The sequence below is a fragment of the Flavobacterium sp. GW821-FHT12A05 genome (assembly GCF_058807735.1).
The window spans coordinates 255,883-275,208 of record NZ_JBXAQY010000008.1; the positions used below are offsets into that span (position 1 = coordinate 255,883).

General features: G+C 33.1%; 12 protein-coding genes. 3 read left to right on the top strand and 9 right to left on the bottom strand.

Annotated elements, in window-relative coordinates:
• Nucleotides 1–14: 14 nt before the first annotated feature.
• The 5 genes from AC1RRQ_RS19640 to AC1RRQ_RS19660 form a co-directional block, all read right to left on the bottom strand.
• On the bottom strand, nt 15–1,697 hold the full coding sequence (locus AC1RRQ_RS19640) for an MBOAT family O-acyltransferase (protein WP_493024696.1): 1,683 nt from the start codon (nt 1,695–1,697) through the stop codon (nt 15–17).
• A 1-nt stretch (nt 1,698) separates the two neighbouring features.
• The gene (locus AC1RRQ_RS19645; RefSeq protein ID WP_493024697.1) at nt 1,699–3,117 is read right to left on the bottom strand and encodes a GDSL-type esterase/lipase family protein; all 1,419 of its coding nucleotides are present in this window, start codon (nt 3,115–3,117) and stop codon (nt 1,699–1,701) included.
• Nucleotides 3,110–4,591: an SGNH/GDSL hydrolase family protein gene (locus AC1RRQ_RS19650; protein ID WP_493024698.1), complete on the bottom strand. Its 1,482-nt coding sequence runs from the start codon at nt 4,589–4,591 to the stop codon at nt 3,110–3,112. Before AC1RRQ_RS19650 ends, AC1RRQ_RS19645 begins: the two co-directional genes overlap by 8 nt.
• Before the next feature lie 273 nt (nt 4,592–4,864).
• Entirely contained in the window at nt 4,865–5,488 is a 624-nt protein-coding gene (locus AC1RRQ_RS19655; protein ID WP_493024699.1) for an HmuY family protein, read from the bottom strand.
• Nucleotides 5,489–5,515: 27 nt separating this feature from the next.
• On the bottom strand, nt 5,516–7,582 hold the full coding sequence (locus AC1RRQ_RS19660) for a TonB-dependent receptor plug domain-containing protein (RefSeq protein WP_493024700.1): 2,067 nt from the start codon (nt 7,580–7,582) through the stop codon (nt 5,516–5,518).
• Nucleotides 7,583–7,686: 104 nt separating this feature from the next.
• On the opposite strand from AC1RRQ_RS19660, the gene AC1RRQ_RS19665 reads away from it, so the two are divergent.
• Entirely contained in the window at nt 7,687–8,592 is a 906-nt protein-coding gene (locus tag AC1RRQ_RS19665) for a DUF6607 family protein (protein ID WP_493024701.1), read from the top strand.
• 488 nt (nt 8,593–9,080) lie between these two features.
• Here AC1RRQ_RS19665 and argS read toward each other — a convergent pair whose 3' ends face one another.
• Nucleotides 9,081–10,859 (bottom strand): arginine--tRNA ligase, encoded by a 1,779-nt coding sequence (gene argS, locus AC1RRQ_RS19670; RefSeq protein ID WP_493024702.1) that lies wholly within the window; start codon nt 10,857–10,859, stop codon nt 9,081–9,083.
• Nucleotides 10,860–11,186: 327 nt separating this feature from the next.
• Here argS and AC1RRQ_RS19675 point away from each other — a divergent pair, with 327 nt between their 5' ends.
• A complete protein-coding gene (locus AC1RRQ_RS19675) occupies nt 11,187–13,613 on the top strand; it encodes a TonB-dependent receptor (RefSeq protein WP_493024703.1) in 2,427 nt (808 codons plus the stop codon).
• 92 nt (nt 13,614–13,705) lie between these two features.
• Here AC1RRQ_RS19675 and AC1RRQ_RS19680 read toward each other — a convergent pair whose 3' ends face one another.
• Both AC1RRQ_RS19680 and AC1RRQ_RS19685 read right to left on the bottom strand, forming a co-directional pair.
• On the bottom strand, nt 13,706–14,377 hold the full coding sequence (locus AC1RRQ_RS19680) for a copper homeostasis protein CutC (RefSeq protein ID WP_493024704.1): 672 nt from the start codon (nt 14,375–14,377) through the stop codon (nt 13,706–13,708).
• Between the two features lie 187 nt (nt 14,378–14,564).
• Nucleotides 14,565–15,572 carry a 3-oxoacyl-ACP synthase III family protein gene (locus AC1RRQ_RS19685; protein ID WP_071635132.1) on the bottom strand — a complete coding sequence of 336 codons (1,008 nt, stop codon included), beginning with the start codon at nt 15,570–15,572 and terminating at the stop codon, nt 14,565–14,567.
• A 264-nt stretch (nt 15,573–15,836) separates the two neighbouring features.
• On the opposite strand from AC1RRQ_RS19685, the gene AC1RRQ_RS19690 reads away from it, so the two are divergent.
• Nucleotides 15,837–18,248 carry an alpha/beta hydrolase family protein gene (locus AC1RRQ_RS19690; RefSeq protein ID WP_493024705.1) on the top strand — a complete coding sequence of 804 codons (2,412 nt, stop codon included), beginning with the start codon at nt 15,837–15,839 and terminating at the stop codon, nt 18,246–18,248.
• Between the two features lie 122 nt (nt 18,249–18,370).
• On the opposite strand, the gene AC1RRQ_RS19695 is transcribed toward AC1RRQ_RS19690, so the two are convergent.
• On the bottom strand, nt 18,371–19,321 hold the full coding sequence (locus AC1RRQ_RS19695; RefSeq protein WP_493024706.1) for an ABC transporter ATP-binding protein: 951 nt from the start codon (nt 19,319–19,321) through the stop codon (nt 18,371–18,373).
• Nucleotides 19,322–19,326: the final 5 nt, after the last annotated feature.

Genomic DNA, 19,326 nt, shown 5'->3' on the forward strand with positions numbered 1-19,326 from the left:
TTGAACCTTAAAATCTAAAACTGAAAGTAAATAAACGGTTGTGAACCGGCAACAGCTGTTGCGTAAACAATCCAGTAAACGAAGCCCAGAATTATGGCTTTTATTAGTAATGGTGTTCTGTCGAAAACAAACTTCATTTTGTCTGTGATAACTTCCGGAAGGAAATGCCAAACGTATCCAAACAACATTAATAAAAACACATTTTTGTATCCTAAAATTATGGCTTGCCAATGTTCTGGTTCAAAAGTTAACTGACCAATATTGTTGATTACCTGTAAGGCTGTTTCGAAATCTCTGGCGCGGAAAAAGATCCAGCAGAAAACTACGAAATGAAATGTGATTAAGATTGAAAAGAATGTCCATAAAAAATTGCTTTTTCCGTCTTTTTTAGCAGGAAAGAATTCAAGGAAAATTTTATGGACCGCTAAAGCTAATCCGTGTAAAGCTCCCCAAACAATGAATTGCGCTCCGGCTCCATGCCACAATCCGCCCAAAAGCATTGTCGTAAAAAGGTTAAGATTGGTTACTAACGTTTGCTTTCTTTTGCTTGAAAGCAGAAATGACAAACAAAAAAGTCCTATTGAAACTGATGCAACAATTAGCGGAATTACACTTACATTATAACTCGTAATTCCCCAAAGCAATAATCCGAAAAAGAATAAACTAGGGAATAAATATCCGGCAAACGAACCTTCTCGATTTCCTCCAATAGAAATGTACAAGAAATCTTTTAACCAGGTTGAAAGCGAAATGTGCCATCTTCTCCAGAAATCTGTAATCGAAGTTGATTTATACGGCGTTCTAAAGTTGGCTGGTAATTTGAATCCTAATAATAAAGCGATTCCAATTGCCATATCTGAATACCCTGAGAAATCGCAGTAAATTTGAATAGCATATCCGTAAGAAGCCATTAAATTTTCGAATGAAGTATAACTCATCGGCGTATCAAAAACACGATCGACAAAGTTTACCGAAATATAATTCGAAATAACCGTTTTCTTAATTAACCCGCCAATAATTAAAAACAAAGCGTTGTTTACATCTTGTTTGGTCAGATTTAGTTTTTGATAAATCTGCGGTAAAAAATCTTTTGCTCGCACGATTGGCCCGGCCACTAACTGCGGGAAAAACGAAACGAAAAACAAATATTCGATGTAGTTTTTTGTTGGCTTAATTTCTTCACGATAAATTTCGATGATGTAACTCATCGACTGAAAAGTGTAAAATGAAATCCCTACAGGAAGAAAAATATCATGAAATTTAAAATTCCCATTGAACATATCGTTGTATGTTCCAATCATAAAATTCATGTATTTAAAATACCCCAGCAATCCTAAATTCAGGATTACACTTATTACCAGATATATTTTCTTTACATTGTTTTTCTTTTCCCTGTATATAATCTGACTCAAACCATAATCTACAACCGAAGACAATAATAAAAGTAAAAAGTATATACCGCTTGACTTGTAATAAAAGAAAAGCGAGAAAAGGATAACGTAGGTTAATCGTAAATAAAATGTTTTGCGTAAAAAACCATACACAAAATAAAACACCAGAAATAAACCTAGAAATAAACCGGTATTAAATAATAATTTTTCGTCTGGATTATAAATAAACCAGCCTTTAACTTGTTCTATTGTAATTGCACCAAAATTCTGGATGAACCAATTATTAATGCTATCTATTGTCGTCAACTTACTTCTTTGATTTAAAATTATCGTATGCTTTTAAAAACGCCTCTGAAAACAAATTTCCTTGTTTTTCGTATCCTTTTTTAGAATAATGAACCCAATCCGGCCCAATTAATCCTGTTGCTTTTAGATTTCGAATACCTTCCATTCCTCCAAACTCATTATATAAATCCCAAACTGCAAAACCATCTGTTTGTGCGATTTCAATAATTTGTTTGGTGTAATCATGAATATAAGTATTTGGTCTTTTTCTAAGCAATGATGGCGGCGGTGTCATCACGATTATTGGAACATTTATTCCCTTTGCCTTTATATTGCTTATAAACTCTCTTAAATGTTTAATATAATTTCCTGATTCCAGTTTTTCGTAGCTTTCATTTGTTCCCAGAGAAAACACAAGTAAATCCGGATGCAGGGCTTTTAACTGTTCAAAAAACAAAGGGTATTTATTATAATCTGAATATTTAGCTCCGTTTACACCAATCCCGCTGTAAATTAATCCCGGACTGTCTTTTTCTAAGACAATTCCGTTTAGCTCAAACTTCGACGCTTTTTTATTCGGAATCAGATAAATTTTATCTAATGCTTTTTCTGAATTGTAATAATGATAAAAAGAATTTGATTCGAGATTTAAAGAAACAAATTCGGATGTTTTTATATTCTTTGGCTGTGTCTCGTTTGTTGGAATTTTCAATACTCTTCCTGCCCGAATATTATTTGATTTAAGCTGATTTGCTCTTTTTATCTCAGCAACCGAAACATTGTATTTGTCTGCAATTACCGAGATTGCTTCTCCTTTTTTTATTTTATGCGTAATTACTTTTCGCTCTGAAGTTTCGATAAATTTTGTTTGAGATGATACCGATAAATCAAACATATCTTCGTTGTTGGGTGTTATAATTTTAATTGAATTAAACTTATAAGCCGGATCTTTAATATCCAGTTCAAGAACAAATCCGCCTGAATCTCTCCAAAGTCCTAAACCGCTTAAACCAACCGGATAATTTCTTATTGGATAAATATTTCGATAGCTTTCCCAGACTCTATTGCAGCGAAAACGTTCGTTATAAGATCCGTTTGTTTTAGCCAATTGATACGGAAAAACTAAACCGCGACCAGCATTACCAAATTTTTTCTGTAAATCTTTCCTGATTTCATTTGTCATTAAGTCGCCCTGAATGTGCGAATCGCCAATATGAACGATATTTATTTTCTGGTTATTATGACTTTCATTTTCCTTTATCTTTTCAAAAAAAGATTCTAAGACTTTTGCATTATAAATCTCATTACTAGAAATAGGGTCAACAACTGCTGTATCCACTTTTTGAGTCATATTTTTTGTGGTTGAAATTGGATCTGTTTTTGGAGTCTTATCATTTGTTGAGAAAAAAAGACAACAAAAGAAAATAATTAATCTATTCATTTACGCTATCTTTTTTCACAGAGACGGAATCTGCTTTGGGTTTTCTAATCGCTTTTGGCTTAACACCCGTTTCACGCTTTTCGCGTAAGACTTTATATTGTTCATAGCCTTTGTTTAACTGACTGTATAGTAAATTACCAATTGCTTTTGCTCCTCTTTGGTTAAAATGTGTATAATCTTTATTGGCTTTTGCCGGAGATTCATCTACCCATTTTACCATCGAACCATCGCCTCCCATCAGGGTATATAAATTTACAAATCCAGATTCGGTTTCTAAAGCATATTTTTTCTGTGCTTTCATTAAAGGTACAACCGCCGAGTCTGTTTTCATCTCTAAATCATATTTAGTCGATTTATCTGCAGTTGAAACAATTAAAATAGAAACTCCCGGAAAGGACTCTTTTATTTTGTTTACGGTTTTTGTCATTCCTTTTTCATACCAGAAATAATTCTTGGTTCCGTAATTCAATACGTTTGTTCCGTAATGGAGTATAATCAAATCGTATTTCAAACTATTATTAAAAGCCTGCATTACATTGGCATCAAACATAGAAATTGGCAATCCTGAATTTCCTCTTTGAGAGAAGTTGTCAACATGAACTCCGGTTCCGTTATCAAAATTAAATCCAAAAATTGGAATTGAATCGGCATGGATAAAATTAGCTTTGAAAGATTTTATACTTCCAGAAGTTACTTTTAAACTGTTCACTAGATTGTTTGGAGAAAGACTTTTACGAAGTGTATCTTTCCCGATAATGAAGTTTACATTTCCTTTTTTAGATGATCTTCCGTAAAACAATGTTGGATTATCCAGAGAGGTAGAATATTTATTTAATCCTGCTTCGTACTGAACCCAGGTTGTGTTTGCTTTATCATTTGCAAAAAACACGTGACCGTTTACACCAAAAGGGCTTGTTGGTCTTTTTACATTTAAATACGATTGTGTTTTCCAGTTTTTAGAAAATAGTGTTTTTACCGAACCTCTAGATGCTGATGATTCTGAAATAATAGAAACGAAACCAACGCCGTTTCCTCCAAAATGTTCCTGATAATTCATACGAACATCCTGCACGATCAAATCTCCATCGGTCATAGAATCTCCGTAATAAGCGATTCTCACATGTCTCTGCGGATTTTGTTCCAGCTGATATAATTTTTCATAGAAAGAAATCAGATATTGAAATCCTTTATAATTATCGAAAGTTTCTGATGGAAATTCGATTCCTTCAGAAGCGTCGTAAACGATTTTTTCCTGACCTAATTTGCGTTCGTTTTCCGCAATGCTGTCACCGTCTGTTGCCAATGAGTCTTTAGCAACCGATTCCAGAAGCAGACTATCGATAAGTACATTTTTGGAATCGACCTTACTATCAGAAAATATTTTATCTGGTAAGATTTGTTTAAACCCAATAAAAGCAACAAATGCTAATGCAACAATCGCAAAAGACTGAAAGAAATATGACTTTGTATTCACGTACTAATTAAAATTTTGAAGATGGAATCGTAAAGGGTTATTTATTAAAACTCCTTCTTAATTCCGTTTGAAAAAAATGATGCGCAAAGATAGAATTAAATCGTTCGTTTTTAACTCATTTTAACAATAAAGAAAATAAAAAAAGAGGTTAGAAAAAATCTAACCTCTTTATCAAAAAAAATAAAAAAAACAAAGTTAATGATTAACTAAATTTTTTATGTATTATCTAAAATAACCTCAAATAATAGTTTATTCGAGGTTATTAATACTTTTTTAGAAAGTTGTAGTGCTATTTGCTTGGTAAGCGAAATTGAATGTGTAAAATGGAGATACAGAAGTTTCTGTTGGTGCAGCTGGTGCATCTTTATAATAACTTAAGATTTCAAATTTTGCATATTTCCCATCATGAGTTTTTATCACAAATACTTTTCCTGCGATAGGTGAAATAATGTGAGTCTCTGCATTATAAGAATACCAACCTTTGCCGCTTCCTGTAGGAATTGCATAAACAGCAGCACCATCTTGAGCAAAAGTACTAGCTGCAGGAAATGCAGTTACACTAGCAAATGTACCAGAAACAATACTTGCAGCTCCCGTTCCTGTTCTTTCAGGTTCATCGTTAATACCAATTTTAGCTCCACCATTAACAATAATTGTTGTACCACGGAAAGCGACATCCCAGCTATTATCAGTTACAATTTTGTTTTGAGAAAAACTAAATTTTGTAAATGCACCACCAACTGGCTGTCCTTGACCACCTGTTTGAGGCGCAGCAAGATTAGACACTTTTGTAGTTACAACTGCAGGAGTTTCCTCTTTTTTATCATCATCGCTGCTGCAAGATGCTGTAAAAATAAATAGTGCTAAAAGCGAAAGTTTTAAGAATTTTGTTTTCATTTTGTAAATGTGTTAAATAAATGTTGATTAAAAATTATATTGAAGTCTTGCAAAAAGCTGCCTGCCAGACAGGTTGCTAATTTGTCCGGGATCTGTATAGTCAAGTAAATTGTTTGCTCCAGCCTGAAGCATAAATTTATCCCCTATATATTTTGAAATTGACAGGTTTGTTATAAAGTAATCGCTAACAAATTTGTCATATTTGTCAAGAATTTGGTTTCCGTTGGTATCAAATAATCCGTATTTACTTCTATAGAAAACACGTAAATTAATATCTGTTTTTATTTTAGGAATGGTGTAAGCAAATTTAACATTGGCAGTATGTTTAGATCTGTTATACAACCCGAAATAATCTGATTTTTTAATTTGAACCGTTTGTAAATCTGAGTTGCGGATGTATTGATAATCTTCAAAATTATCCAAAACAGATTTGTCTTTTGCTGTCAAATATTGATATCCAAATGATATAGAAAATTCTTTAGTAAAATCATAAGTCGAATTAAACTCTAAGCCATACGTAAAAATTTTACTGATGTTGAAGTAACTAAAAACATTCTGTCCATTTGTTTTCTGAGCTACAACACGCGTATCAATTAAATTATCAATTGAATTATAGAATGCATTTACATCTAATCTTAATTTATTCTTTTTGTAAAAAGTTCCAAAATTGAAGTTTATTGAACTTTCTGCTTCCAATGGTTTATTAAAATCTACTCCTGGTGTTCTCGACAAAAGCTGGCCTTCTTGTTCAAATTGATTCAAGCGACTTTCTGCCACATTATATCCCAAAACCGTATATCCTACCGCTGGGTTAGTGAAGTCGAAAAACAATTGACGAAAATCAGGTGCTTTATACCCATATCCTACTGAAGATTTTAATGATAGGTTCTCGTTAATTTTAAAATTTACCGCTAATTTTGGACTTAATTGCGAAGCATATTCACTATGACTATCATATCTTACACCAGCAAGAATATTCCATCTTTCTGTTGGATTACAATCGTATTGTAAGTAAATATACTGGGAATTAAAAACTACATTTTTATCAAAATAAGTTCTGTCTAAAGTTTCGTAATTTAATCCAAAACCTCCAGTTAATTTATCATTTTTTAATGACAATGTTGTTCTAATCTCAGGACGAAGAAGCCATTGATCATAATATGCTTTTTCGTAAAGAACATTATTTTGATCATTTAAAAATGAATCGTTTTTGTAATTCGTTGCGTATAACTCATATTCAGAATAAAGCTTTTCACTCCACTTCTGCTCTAATTTAATTTGTGAATTCCATTCATTTTCTTTCGCATCACCCTTATAAGTTTCTGAATCAATAACTGCTACATTATCCATTTTCATATTATAAAAACGATTACTTACAATCAATTTCAAGTTCTCTGAAAAATCATAATATAATTTAGGCTGAATGGTAAAATTGTAAAATGGCTCTATATTTTTTAAAGGTGTACTTTTATCTAAATCGTACCCATCTGTAGAATAAAAATTTGCAAAAAGATTAGCAGAGAATTTCTTTTTTTTCCATAGAAGATTAGCATTAGCATCACTAGTATTAAACGTACTATATCTATAAGAAAGACTACCTGAAAACGAATCTTTTTTAGGTTTCTTTGTAATTACATTAATTACACCTCCCATTGCTTCTGAGCCATACAAAGCAGATGAGGCTCCTTTTACAATTTCAATTCTTTCTATATTTCCAACCGAAACTCTAGATAAATCTAAAACGCCAGAACTTCTTCCTACTAAAGGAACACCATCAATTAAGATCATTGTATATGCCGCATCTAAACCCTGCATCTGTATACCTTCAAAACCACTTTCGTCCGGAATTAAAATAATCCCCGTTTGTTCGTTTAAAATCTCATTTAATTTCGTAACACCAGACTTAATAATTGCTTCTGACGTAATAATTGTCATTGGTAAAGGCAATGAGGAAAGCACTCTTTCTGTTCTTGTCGCGGTAGTAACTTTAACCTCTGATAATTCGTTTGTTGCAACACTATCTTTTTTAACTTCTTGAGCAACAGAAACCTGAGACAAAAGCAAAACTGCAAAAAGAGTAAATTTTATTTTCATTATTTTTATTAAATCTTAATAACCGTTGCAAATATATAACTATTTTTAATTGTTCTAAATTAAATTTATATATTTGCAAAAAATTAAAAACAAATCAATAAGTTATGATTACAAAAAGCCTCTATTTTTCAGCCATAATGGCTTTAACATGCAGCCTAGGTTTCAGTCAGGACGCAAAAAAACAACAAGACATTAAATCAATCAAATCAATGTGTGGTTGTTATGAAGTAAAATTTAATTTTGCGGAAACTTTTCAATATGCTAAAGATTCAGCAACTTACAAACCTTCGCAAACTAAACATGAATCTGCTTTAGAATGGGTAGAATTATTAGAAGATACTCCAAATAAAATTGTAATGCAGCACTTATTAATTGTAAGTGATGATATGATTATCAAACACTGGAGACAAGATTGGTTATTTGAAAATACAGACTTATATACTTTTGATAAAGGAACTTCTTGGAAATACAAAAAACTGGATAAAAAAGCCGTAAAAGGTCAATGGACTCAAAAAGTATATCAAGTAGATGACAGTCCTCGTTACGAAGGATCTTCGACTTGGGTACATGTAGACGGACAAGATTATTGGGCTAATGTGGCTGATGCACCGTTACCAAGAAGAGAGCAGACAAAACGTAACGATTATAATGTTTTAAAAAGAAGAAACATTCACGAAATCACTGCTACAGGATGGAATCATGAGCAAGACAACGACAAGTTAGTAAGAGACGACAGCGGTAAAGATGTTTTACTTGCTCAAGAAAAAGGACTTGATGTTTATACTAAAGTTCCAGATATTAAATGTATCGCTGCTCAAAAATGGTGGAAAGAAAACAATGCTCTTTGGAAAAACGTTCGCGACAAATGGCAGACTCTTTTTGACAGACACCAGGATTTAAACTTAGAAGCAAAAGTTGACAGAAAAGCGCTTTACTCTTTATTGTTTGATTTAAAACCAAACGCAACAAAAGCAGAATCTGATGCAATCATCAACAAATTTGTGAAATAATATATTTGTGTTAGTTATAAGAAAGCCGATAGTTTTAAAACTATCGGCTTTTTTTAATTAAAAAACCGTCTAGATTTAGACGGTTATTATTCCTTATTATTTTTACTAAAAGGGTTACTAATTCAAAATAGTTAAAAATGAATATAAGGAGTTATCTTTAAATTCAGCTGTTGACGAACTCAATTCTACATATATCTTTTATCTCAGTAACAGCAATTTAACTAAAAAAGTATTGCTTTAAATTACATTTAAAAAAATGCTAAAAATCATTTAAAAAAAACTAAAACAGCGCCTTATCTAAACAAAGTGCGAAAATTAATACAATTATAATTTTATTCCTACAAAAATGACGGTTTTAACTTAAAAATTAACTTTTGATACTTTCTTGAACTTATTGAAAGCCAAATCATCTTTAAAAATTTTAAACAAAAAAAGCCGATAGTTTTAAAAAACTACCGGCTTTTAAAATTTCCTTATTATTAAGATTCTTACATTCGCTCCGGAACTTCAATTCCTAATAAACTAAAAGCTGCTTTTATAACTTCAGCCACTTTTTGCGAAAGCTGTACTCTGAATATTTTTTTCGTTAAATCGACTTCACCTAAAATATGAACCGATTGATAGAACGAATTATATTCTTTTACCAAATCGTATGTATAATTTGCAATTAACGCAGGACTATGGTTTTGTGCTGCATTTTGAATTATTTCAGGGAAAAGTTCGATTTGTTTTATCAGTTCTTTTTCTTTTTCATGAAGTTCTTCGGTATTTGTTTTTGCTGCAAAATCGAAGTCGGCTTTACGAATAATCGACTGGATTCTTGCATACGTATATTGAATAAACGGACCTGTGTTTCCTGCAAAATCAACAGATTCTTCCGGATTGAACAAAATACGTTTCTTTGGATCTACTTTTAAAATGTAATATTTCAAAGCACCAAGTCCAATTGTTTTATACAGCTTTGCTTTTTCATCTACAGAATAGCTTTCTAATTTCCCTAGATCTTCTGAGATTTGTTTTGCTGTATCTATCATATCCTGCATTAAATCATCGGCATCTACAACAGTTCCTTCACGGCTTTTCATTTTTCCAGATGGTAAATCAACCATTCCGTATGATAAATGATATAAGCTCGAAGCCCAGTCAAAACCTAGTTTTTTCAGGATCAGAAATAATACTTTAAAGTGATAATCCTGCTCATTACCCACGGTGTAAACCATTCCGCCAACATCCGGCATATCTTTTACACGCTGAATCGCTGTTCCAATATCCTGAGTCATATAAACCGCAGTTCCGTCAGAACGCAATACGATTTTACGGTCTAAACCTTCATCGGTCAAATCAATCCAAACAGAACCATCAGGATCTTTTTCAAAAACTCCTTTATCTAATCCTACCTGAACAACATCTTTTCCTAATAAATACGTGTTGCTTTCGTAGTAATATTTATCAAAATTAACTCCAAGATTGGTATAAGTTGTAGCAAACCCATCATAAACCCATTCGTTCATTTTTTTCCAAAGTGCTATAACTTCGTCGTCGCCAGCTTCCCATTTTTTAAGCATTTCCTGCGCTTCAATAATAATTGGCGCTTGTTTTTTTGCTTCTTCTTCGGTTTTACCTGCTTCAATTAATTCATTGATTTGGCCTTTGTAAGCCTTATCAAACTCAACATAATATTTACCAACTAGTTTATCTCCTTTTAAATTAGAGCTTTCAGGAGTTTCTCCGTTTCCAAATTTTTCCCAAGCCAGCATCGATTTGCAAATATGAATTCCACGATCGTTGATGATTTGTGTTTTGTAAACTTTTTTACCCGAAGCTTTAATAATTTCAGCTACCGAATATCCTAACAAGTTGTTACGAACGTGACCTAAGTGCAAAGGCTTGTTTGTGTTTGGCGAAGAATATTCTACCATAATTGCTTTATCTGCAGGATCTGGCGTAACATAACCAAATTTTTGATTGTCTTTTATTTCATTAAAGAAATCCAGATAATAACTATCTGAAATTACAATATTCAAAAAACCTGAAACTACATTAAAGCGCGCTACTTCAGAAACGTTTTCAACCAGATAGGTTCCAATTTTATTTCCTAATTCAGCAGGATTACTTTTAATCACTTTTAACAAAGGAAAAATAACCATTGTAATATCGCCTTCAAACTCTTTTCTGGTAGTTTGAAACTCGATTTTATCAACGGAAACGTCAAATAATGCTTGTATTGCTTTTTGTATAGAAGGTGTAAGAATTTGTAATAATGACATGTAAACTTATTTTAAAGTGAGCAAAGATACAGCTTATTCATCAATTACAGAAAATGAAAAACATATTAAATTCTATATTTCTCTTAGATTTTCTTAAAAAACGCTTTGTTCCGATTGTTAAAATTATCAAAAAATCAAAACGCTAATCTGTTACAAAACAGCAGATCACAAAAAATAAATATTTTTTTTTGATTTTTCTTGTAACATATCGATAACAAAATAGTCTTAATAAGAGCTTCAGAATCTAAATGAAGCCAAAAATCAAAAAGAAAAAAAACTAAAAAATCATCATCATCAATCAAATCAAAATAATCAAGTAAACAAGTTATGAAACTAAAATTCTTTCTGTTGGCACTACTGGGGGTAATTGCAACAGCACAAGCACAGAATCCGGGATCGGTCACCGGAAAAATTATTGAAAAATCAAACAATGCGCCTATTTCTTACGCTACCGTTTCTATTAAAGACAACGGAAAAGTGGTTTCTGGTGTTAATACAGACGATAACGGAGAGTTTAGCATTAAAAATTTAGCTTTAAAGAGTTATACTATCGAGATTCAATACATTGGATTTAGAAAATATATTGGTTCTGTAATTTTAAGTGACAATAAAAAAACAGCAGCGGTTAATGTTTCTCTTGAAGAAGAAGCTACTCAGCTAAAAGGGGTAAATATTATTGCCGAGCGTTCTACAATCGAACAAAAAATCGACAGAAAAGTAGTTAACGTTGGTAAAGATTTAACAACGGCTGGAGCTTCGGCATCGGATATCATGAATAATATTCCGTCAGTAAACGTAGATCAGGACGGGAAACTTTCGCTTCGCGGAAACGACAATGTTCGTGTATTGATTGATGGAAGACCTTCTAACATTGATCCCGCTCAGTTATTAAAACAAATTCCATCAACTTCTATTAAAAAAATTGAGTTGATTACAAATCCTAGTGCAAAATACAACCCGGAAGGAATGTCTGGAATTATCAACATTATTTTACACAAAAATGCGAATACTGGATTTAACGGAAGCTATAGCGGTGGTATCACTTTTGGAGAAACAGCAAAATACAATCAGTCTTTGGATTTGAACTATAAAACCGGAAAAGTAAATTTCTTTGGAAATGTAGGACAAAACTTTGGAACATATTACAATGACGGTTTCATCAGAAGATTTGATGAAGATATCGTTCAAAGAATAGACGTTATGAACGACAACGATTCTTACTTGTACAAAATTGGAATGGATTATTTAATTGATGATCACAACACTTTATCTATCTATACGAATCAAAACAAATCGAACGGAAAAGGTTTTGTAGATACTGATATTGATTACAATAACGTAACAGATTCTGATATTTCAAACATTTTTCAGAAATCCAGATATTGGGGACCAGATCAGGTTGGAACTTATAATTTAGCTTACAAACACATCTTTAAAAAAGAAGGTCATACTTTAGATTTTGAAGCCAATTACAGCGATAATAAAGAAACTCAAAATGCTTCTTTTGATACGAAAACAACAAAAATTGACAACACTAGTGCTGACGTATTGTATAATGACTATTTAAAAGGAACACGAAAATTAAGTACTGTAAACGTAGACTATGTTAATCCGTTAAACGAAAAAACTACTCTTGAAGCGGGTGCAGAAGCCAGAATTACAAGAACTGATAATGATTACACTACAGGAAACCCATTACTTCCTGCTGCAGATCGAGTTTCTAACTATACTTACGACACTGATATTTACTCTGCTTATGTAACATTTGGACAGAAATACAAAAAATTCAGCTATCAGTTAGGTGCTCGTTTTGAAAGTTATAAAATGCAGGCAAACTTAAATCAAGGTCAAAAAACTACGTCGTATGGTGATGACTACATTACTTTATATCCTTCTGCTTATTTAACTTATAACTTAAACGAAAAAAACACTTTGCAATTCAGCTACAGCCGTCGTGTTGACCGTCCTAGTTTAGAGCAGACAAAACCTATTCGTGAATTTGCTACACCTTTGGTTACTTCATTAGGAAATCCTGATTTAAGACCACAGTTTACCAATTCTGTAGAAGTAAATTACACTAAAACTCTTGAAAAAGGAAGTTTTACAGCAGGTGTTTTTGTGAGAAGCATTAACGATCAAATCAGTAGAATTTTATACCCAGACCCAGCAGATGCCAGCAAAGAAAAGCAGATAATGTCTTACACAAACTACGATCATAATACTGCTTACGGATTTGAAGCTTCTTTAAATTATAAAATTACAAAATGGTGGGATATTCAGCCGTCTATTGATTTTTCGAGCATTAATCAGGAAGGTATCGTATTTCAATACAATCCGAAAGACAAAACAAGTAATCCTATTGAAAGAAAAATTACTGTTGCGGCATTCAACGGACGTATGAACTCTAACTTTAAAGTAAACAAACGTTTAAGCTTTTTACTTTTCGGATTTTACAGAGGTGCAGTTGACGGACTTCAAAACGACAGTCATGAAATGTACAAAATGGACATTGGTTCACGTTACACTTTGTTAGACAACAAAATGAATATAAGTGTGCGTTTCAACGACGTTTTCAACACCATGAAATATGCTTTCGACAGCTTGTATCCTTACCCTCAGGCAGGACAGTTTACTTGGGAAAGCCAAACGGTTTATGTAGGTTTAACGTACAACTTTGGTGGTGCTAAAATCAAAAATTTACAACGTAAACAAAGAGATGACAACACTAATAAAGGCGGAGGCGGTATGTTCTAATCACCGCTTTTATTAGAACTATTTTAATATTTTTAAATAAATTCTTGTAGAAAAAAAGCCTGGAGTATGCCAACTCCAGGCTTTTCTATTTATTAAAGAAAATTTTTCAATTCTTTTATTTCTTCGGGATTTGCTGTTTCTGAATTGTTTGTAATTGCCGATGAATGATAAAAAGTTAAATCTAATCGTTCTTGCAGCAATTTAATGTTCGACGATCTCAGTCCGCCGCCGGGCATTATTTCTATTCTGTCTCCAGCCAGTTTCTGGATTTTCTCCAAAACTAAAATTCCTTCTTCAACATTTACGCCTTGTCCGGAAGTTAAAATTGTTTTAAAACCGCATTCAATAACATCTTCCAGCGATTTCTCAACATCACTAACAACGTCAAAAGCACGATGAAAAGTACAGGAAAGCGGATGTGCCAGATGCACTAATTCTCTGTTCTGTTTTTTATTAACTTTTCCGTTTTCTTTTAAAATTCCAAAGACAAAACCATCAACTCCCAGTTTTTTGTATTGTTTGATATCCTGTTTCATCTCTGTAAGTTCTTCATCAGAATAAACAAAATTACCACCGCGAGGTCTAATGATAACATGCATTTTAATATTTAAACTTTCACGCACTTTCACCACTAAAACAGCGTTTGGTGTTGTACCGCCAAGTTTCATGTTTTCGCAAAGCTCGATTCTATCAGCACCATTTTCCTGGGCAATTACCGCCGATTCGTAATTAAAACAAGCTATTTCGAGTTGATTTTTTTTCATTGTAAATTGCATTTATTCATGGTTTGTCATTGCGAGGAACGAAGCAATCTCATATCGTTTTTTTAAATCAGCAAATTTGCCAATTGTTAGTGTGATTGCTTCGTTCCTCGCAATGACATAAACAAAATTATAAAAAAACCTGCTCCAAAATGAAGCAGGTTTAAAATATAATGCAAGATGAATTAATTTACCATTTAATGATTGCACTTGCCCAAGTGAATCCACTTCCGAAAGCGGCTAAAACTACCGTATCTCCAGATTTGATTTTACCTTGTTCCCAAGCTTCTGTTAATGCAATTGGAATAGATGCTGCTGTTGTGTTTCCGTATTTCTGGATATTATTATGCACTTGGTCGTCTGTCAATTTGAATTTATTCTGAATGAACTGCGAAATTCTCAAGTTAGCCTGATGCGGAATCAGCATATCAATATCCGAAACCTGAAGACCATTTGCTTCCAGCCCTTCGTTGATTACCTCAGCAAAACGAACTACTGCATTTTTAAATACGAATTGTCCGTTCATGTACGGATAATAACTTTCGTCATTTGGGTCATTATCAGCCAAAATATCCGTTACCCAGCGCGCTCCCATTCCTGGTGCCTGCAAAGCCAATTCTTCTGCATGCTGTCCTTCTGAGTGTAAATGTGTCGATAAAATTCCTTTTGTTAAATCTTCTTCACGGCTTAAAACAGCTGCTCCTGCTCCATCTCCAAAAATCACCGAAACACCGCGGCCGCGGGTAGTCATATCCAAACCAGTTGAATGTACCTCAGAACCAATTACCAAAATGTTTTTATACATTCCCGTTTTAATATATTGATCTGCAACAGAAATAGCGTAAACAAAACCAGAACATTGATTTCTAACATCTAAAGCTCCAACTGTTTTTAATCCTAAATCACGTTGTACTAAAACTCCAGGTCCTGGAAAATAATAATCCGGGCTTAATGTAGCAAAAACTACAAAATCGATATCTTCTTTAGCAACACCAGAACGTTCTATCGCAATTTTAGCTGCTTTTACTCCCATTGTTGTTGTGGTATCTTCTCCTCGAATAATATGTCTTCTTTCCTGGATTCCAGTTCTTTCCTGAATCCATTCGTCATTGGTATCCATTATCTTAGACAAATCATCGTTTGTCACAACATTTGAAGGAACATAATATCCTAAGCCTGCTATTTTTGAATGATACATATAGTATTGTTATTTGTTAAAAATTTAGATTGCAAATTTAAGTATACTTTAAAACATTAGCGTACAAATTACTATTTTTTTCGTTATTATCAATTTAATATACTTTAATTATCAGAGTATTTAAAATCATTTCACTTCTAAATATACAACTTTTAGAGTATTTTACTGAAAAGAATGAAAAATAAGCTAGAATATGTAACAAGACAAATGTAACTTCGACAAACATTTTGAATACCATTTTTTTAAACCCATAAAATTCAAATTATGAAATTAAAGGTTACTCTGTTCTTACTTATAGGTTTTGGATTTTATTCTTTCGCTCAGGAGAATTTAGTCTATCAAAAACCTTCTAAATCTATTTTAGATCTAGCCGATTATCAAAGAGCACCTACTGTGTCAATGGACACAAAAAAGGAAAATATGCTTTTAATGTATCGAAATACGTATAAAACCCTAGACGATTTAAATCAGGAAGAAGTTCGTTTAGCTGGTTTAAGAATTAATCCTATTACAAACATATCAAGTACTGTAACATACATAAGCAATCTTAAACTTAGAAAAATAAGTGCAAAAGACGAAGTTCAGATTACAGGTCTGCCGGATAATCCAAAAATCACCAATATTCTTTGGTCTCCAAACGACAAGAAAATCCTGTTTTCTAACACCACAAATTCTGGTGTAGAACTTTGGGTTTTAGATGTGGCATCGGCGCAAGCCACAAAACTAACTGCAGCTACGGTTAACGCAAATCTTGGAAATCCGTTTAACTGGTTTTCAGACAACGAAACCATTTTGGTAAAAATGCTGCCTAAAAACAGACCTGCTCTTTTAGATTCTAAAAAAGATTTACCAACAGGACCTATTGTTTCGAATACTTCTGGAGAGAAATCTCAAAACAGAACATATCCTGATATGTTGAAAAACAAAAATGACGAAGCTAATTTTGAAACCAGCATTACTTCTGAATTATACAAAGTAAAACTAAACGGTGACGCTGTTTTATTTAAAGAAGCCGCTATGTTTTTTGGTGAAAAAATTTCTCCTGATGGCAATTACATTATGCTGACTACGATTCAGAAACCATTTTCGTATGTGGTTCCGTTATACAGATTTCCTTCTAAAACAATTGTTTATGACATAAGAGGAAAAGAAATAAAAACCGTTAACGAAGTACCTCTGAACGAAGTAATACCAAAAGGTTTTATGGCTGTTCGAAAAGGAAAAAGAGAAATGGCATGGAGAAACGACAAACCAGCTACGTTAATGTATGTAACTGCTTTAGACGAAGGAGATCCAGCAAACAAAGTCGATTTTAGAGACGAAGTATTTCTTTGGGATGCACCTTTTGAAAAAGAAGCGGCTGCATTAGTAAAAACTCCGCAACGTTTTAATGAAATTTTATGGGGGAATGACAATCTTGCTGTTGTTTCTGACGAATGGTATGACACCCGAAATACTAAAACGTATTTAATAAACCCATCGAATCCAAGTCAGCAGCCAAAAGTAATTACAGATAGAAATTCACAAGACGTTTATTCAGATCCTGGAGTTTTTGAAACCAGAAAAAACGAATACAACAAGTATGTTCTGGCTCTTGAAAAAGACAATTTGTACAGAATTGGAGAAGGATATACGCAACAAGGCCAGTTTCCTTTTATAGACGAGTTTAATTATAAAACATTGAAGTCAAAACGTATTTATGTTTCGACTTATAAAGACAAAAAAGAAGAAATTCTGGAAATTGAAGATTATAAATCCGGTAAAGTCCTGGTTCAGATTCAGTCCAAAAGTGAATATCCAAATTATTATTTCAGAAACATTAAAAAGCAAAACAGCTTAACACCGATAACAGATTTTAAAAATCCGTTTGAAAGCATTAAAAATGTCAGCAAAGAAGTAATTAAATACAAACGTAAAGACGGATTGGAACTTTCTGGAACTTTATATCTTCCTGCTGGTTATGATAAAGTTAAAAAAGAAAAACTTCCGTTATTGATCTGGGCTTATCCGGCAGAATACAAAGACAGAAACAGCGCTTCGCAGTCTACTCAAAACTCAAATGAATTTACATTTCCGTATTACGGATCGTTTGTATATTGGGTAACGAAAGGTTATGTTGTTTTAGATGACGCTGCTTTTCCTATTATTGGAGAAGGCACGACAGAGCCAAACGACAACTTTATTTCACAATTAGTAGATAACGCTGCTGCAGCTATTGATGCCGTTGATGCTTTAGGATATATAAATCGTAAAAAAGTGGCCGTTGGAGGACATTCTTACGGTGCGTTTATGACCGCAAATTTATTAACGCATTCTAATTTATTTGCCTGCGGAATTGCAAGAAGCGGTGCTTATAATAGAACTCTAACCCCATTTGGGTTTCAATCTGAACAAAGAAATTATTGGGAAGCTCCAGAAGTTTACAATACAATGTCGCCTTTTATGAATGCCGACAAAATGAAAACTCCAATGTTATTAGTTCATGGCGAAGCCGATAACAATCCTGGAACTTTTACTTTGCAGACAGAACGTTATTTTCAGGCTTTAAAAGGTTTGGGAGCACCGGCAAGAATGGTAATTCTGCCAAAAGAATCTCATAGTTATGTTGCCAAAGAAAATATCCTTCACCTGCTTTGGGAACAAGATCAATTCTTAGAAAAATATTTGAAAAACTAATTTTCTTTTCGATTCTATAAAATTAAACCCGACACCTTTTGAAACTGTCGGGTTTGTTTTTTTATAAATTCAGAAATTATCTAATTATCCAATTGACACATTTTCTAATTGACATATTCTAATTAAAGATAATTCAAGCCAAGAAAAATTTCCTGTTCAAGTGGTAAATCAATTTCACTTTCAAAAAATATAAGCTGTCTCTTGTAAACGGTTTCAATTAAATAATGACTTCCTCTAAAATAAGTTCTTCTAATTTTTACCGGAAGTTTAGACTCCGTAACCATTTTAAACTGATGCGGATATACTAAAGTTTTGTGTGTTTCGTCTTCGTAAGGAAGCAGTAAATGCGTTGCAACTTCATTTACCTCACCAAATAGCGACGCAACATATTTCGTTTCCGGATCTTCGTATATTTTATTAGGGTCACCTTTTACAAGAACTTCACCATGACGCATTACAATCGCTTCATCTGCAAACGACAAGGCATCTGTGCTGTCATGTGTTGCAATGATGCAGGTAATTCCTTTTTGTTTTAAATAACGGAACAAATTTCTACGCAAAGCATTTTTACGAAAAGCATCAATCTGACTGAAAGGTTCGTCAAGTAAAATAACTTCCGGCTCTAATGCCAAAACCCTTACCAATGCTACTCTTTGCTGTTGCCCGCCGCTCAAAAACTTAGCTTTTACATTAGAAAACTGTTCCATTTCTACCATCTCCAGTAATTCCTGAACACGAAGCTTTTTCATATTGGCAAAACCGTTCGAAAGGAATTTTCCAACATTTTCCGCCACCGTTTCATAAGGAGACAAATCGAAATCCTGCGCCAGATACTTCATATACGGCATTCCCGGAATCAAATTATATTTTGGTCCCAGAATAGGTTTTTCGTTATAAAATATTTTGCCTTCGTCTAAATCGAATAAACCATATATAAGTTTTAAAAGCGTGCTTTTTCCGCAGCCGCTCTCACCAATAATGGCAATATTCTCACCTTTATTAATCGTAAAAGAAACATTATTGATAACAGGCTTATCTGTATATGAAAAAGATATATTTTGAATGTCAAGCATGAGTT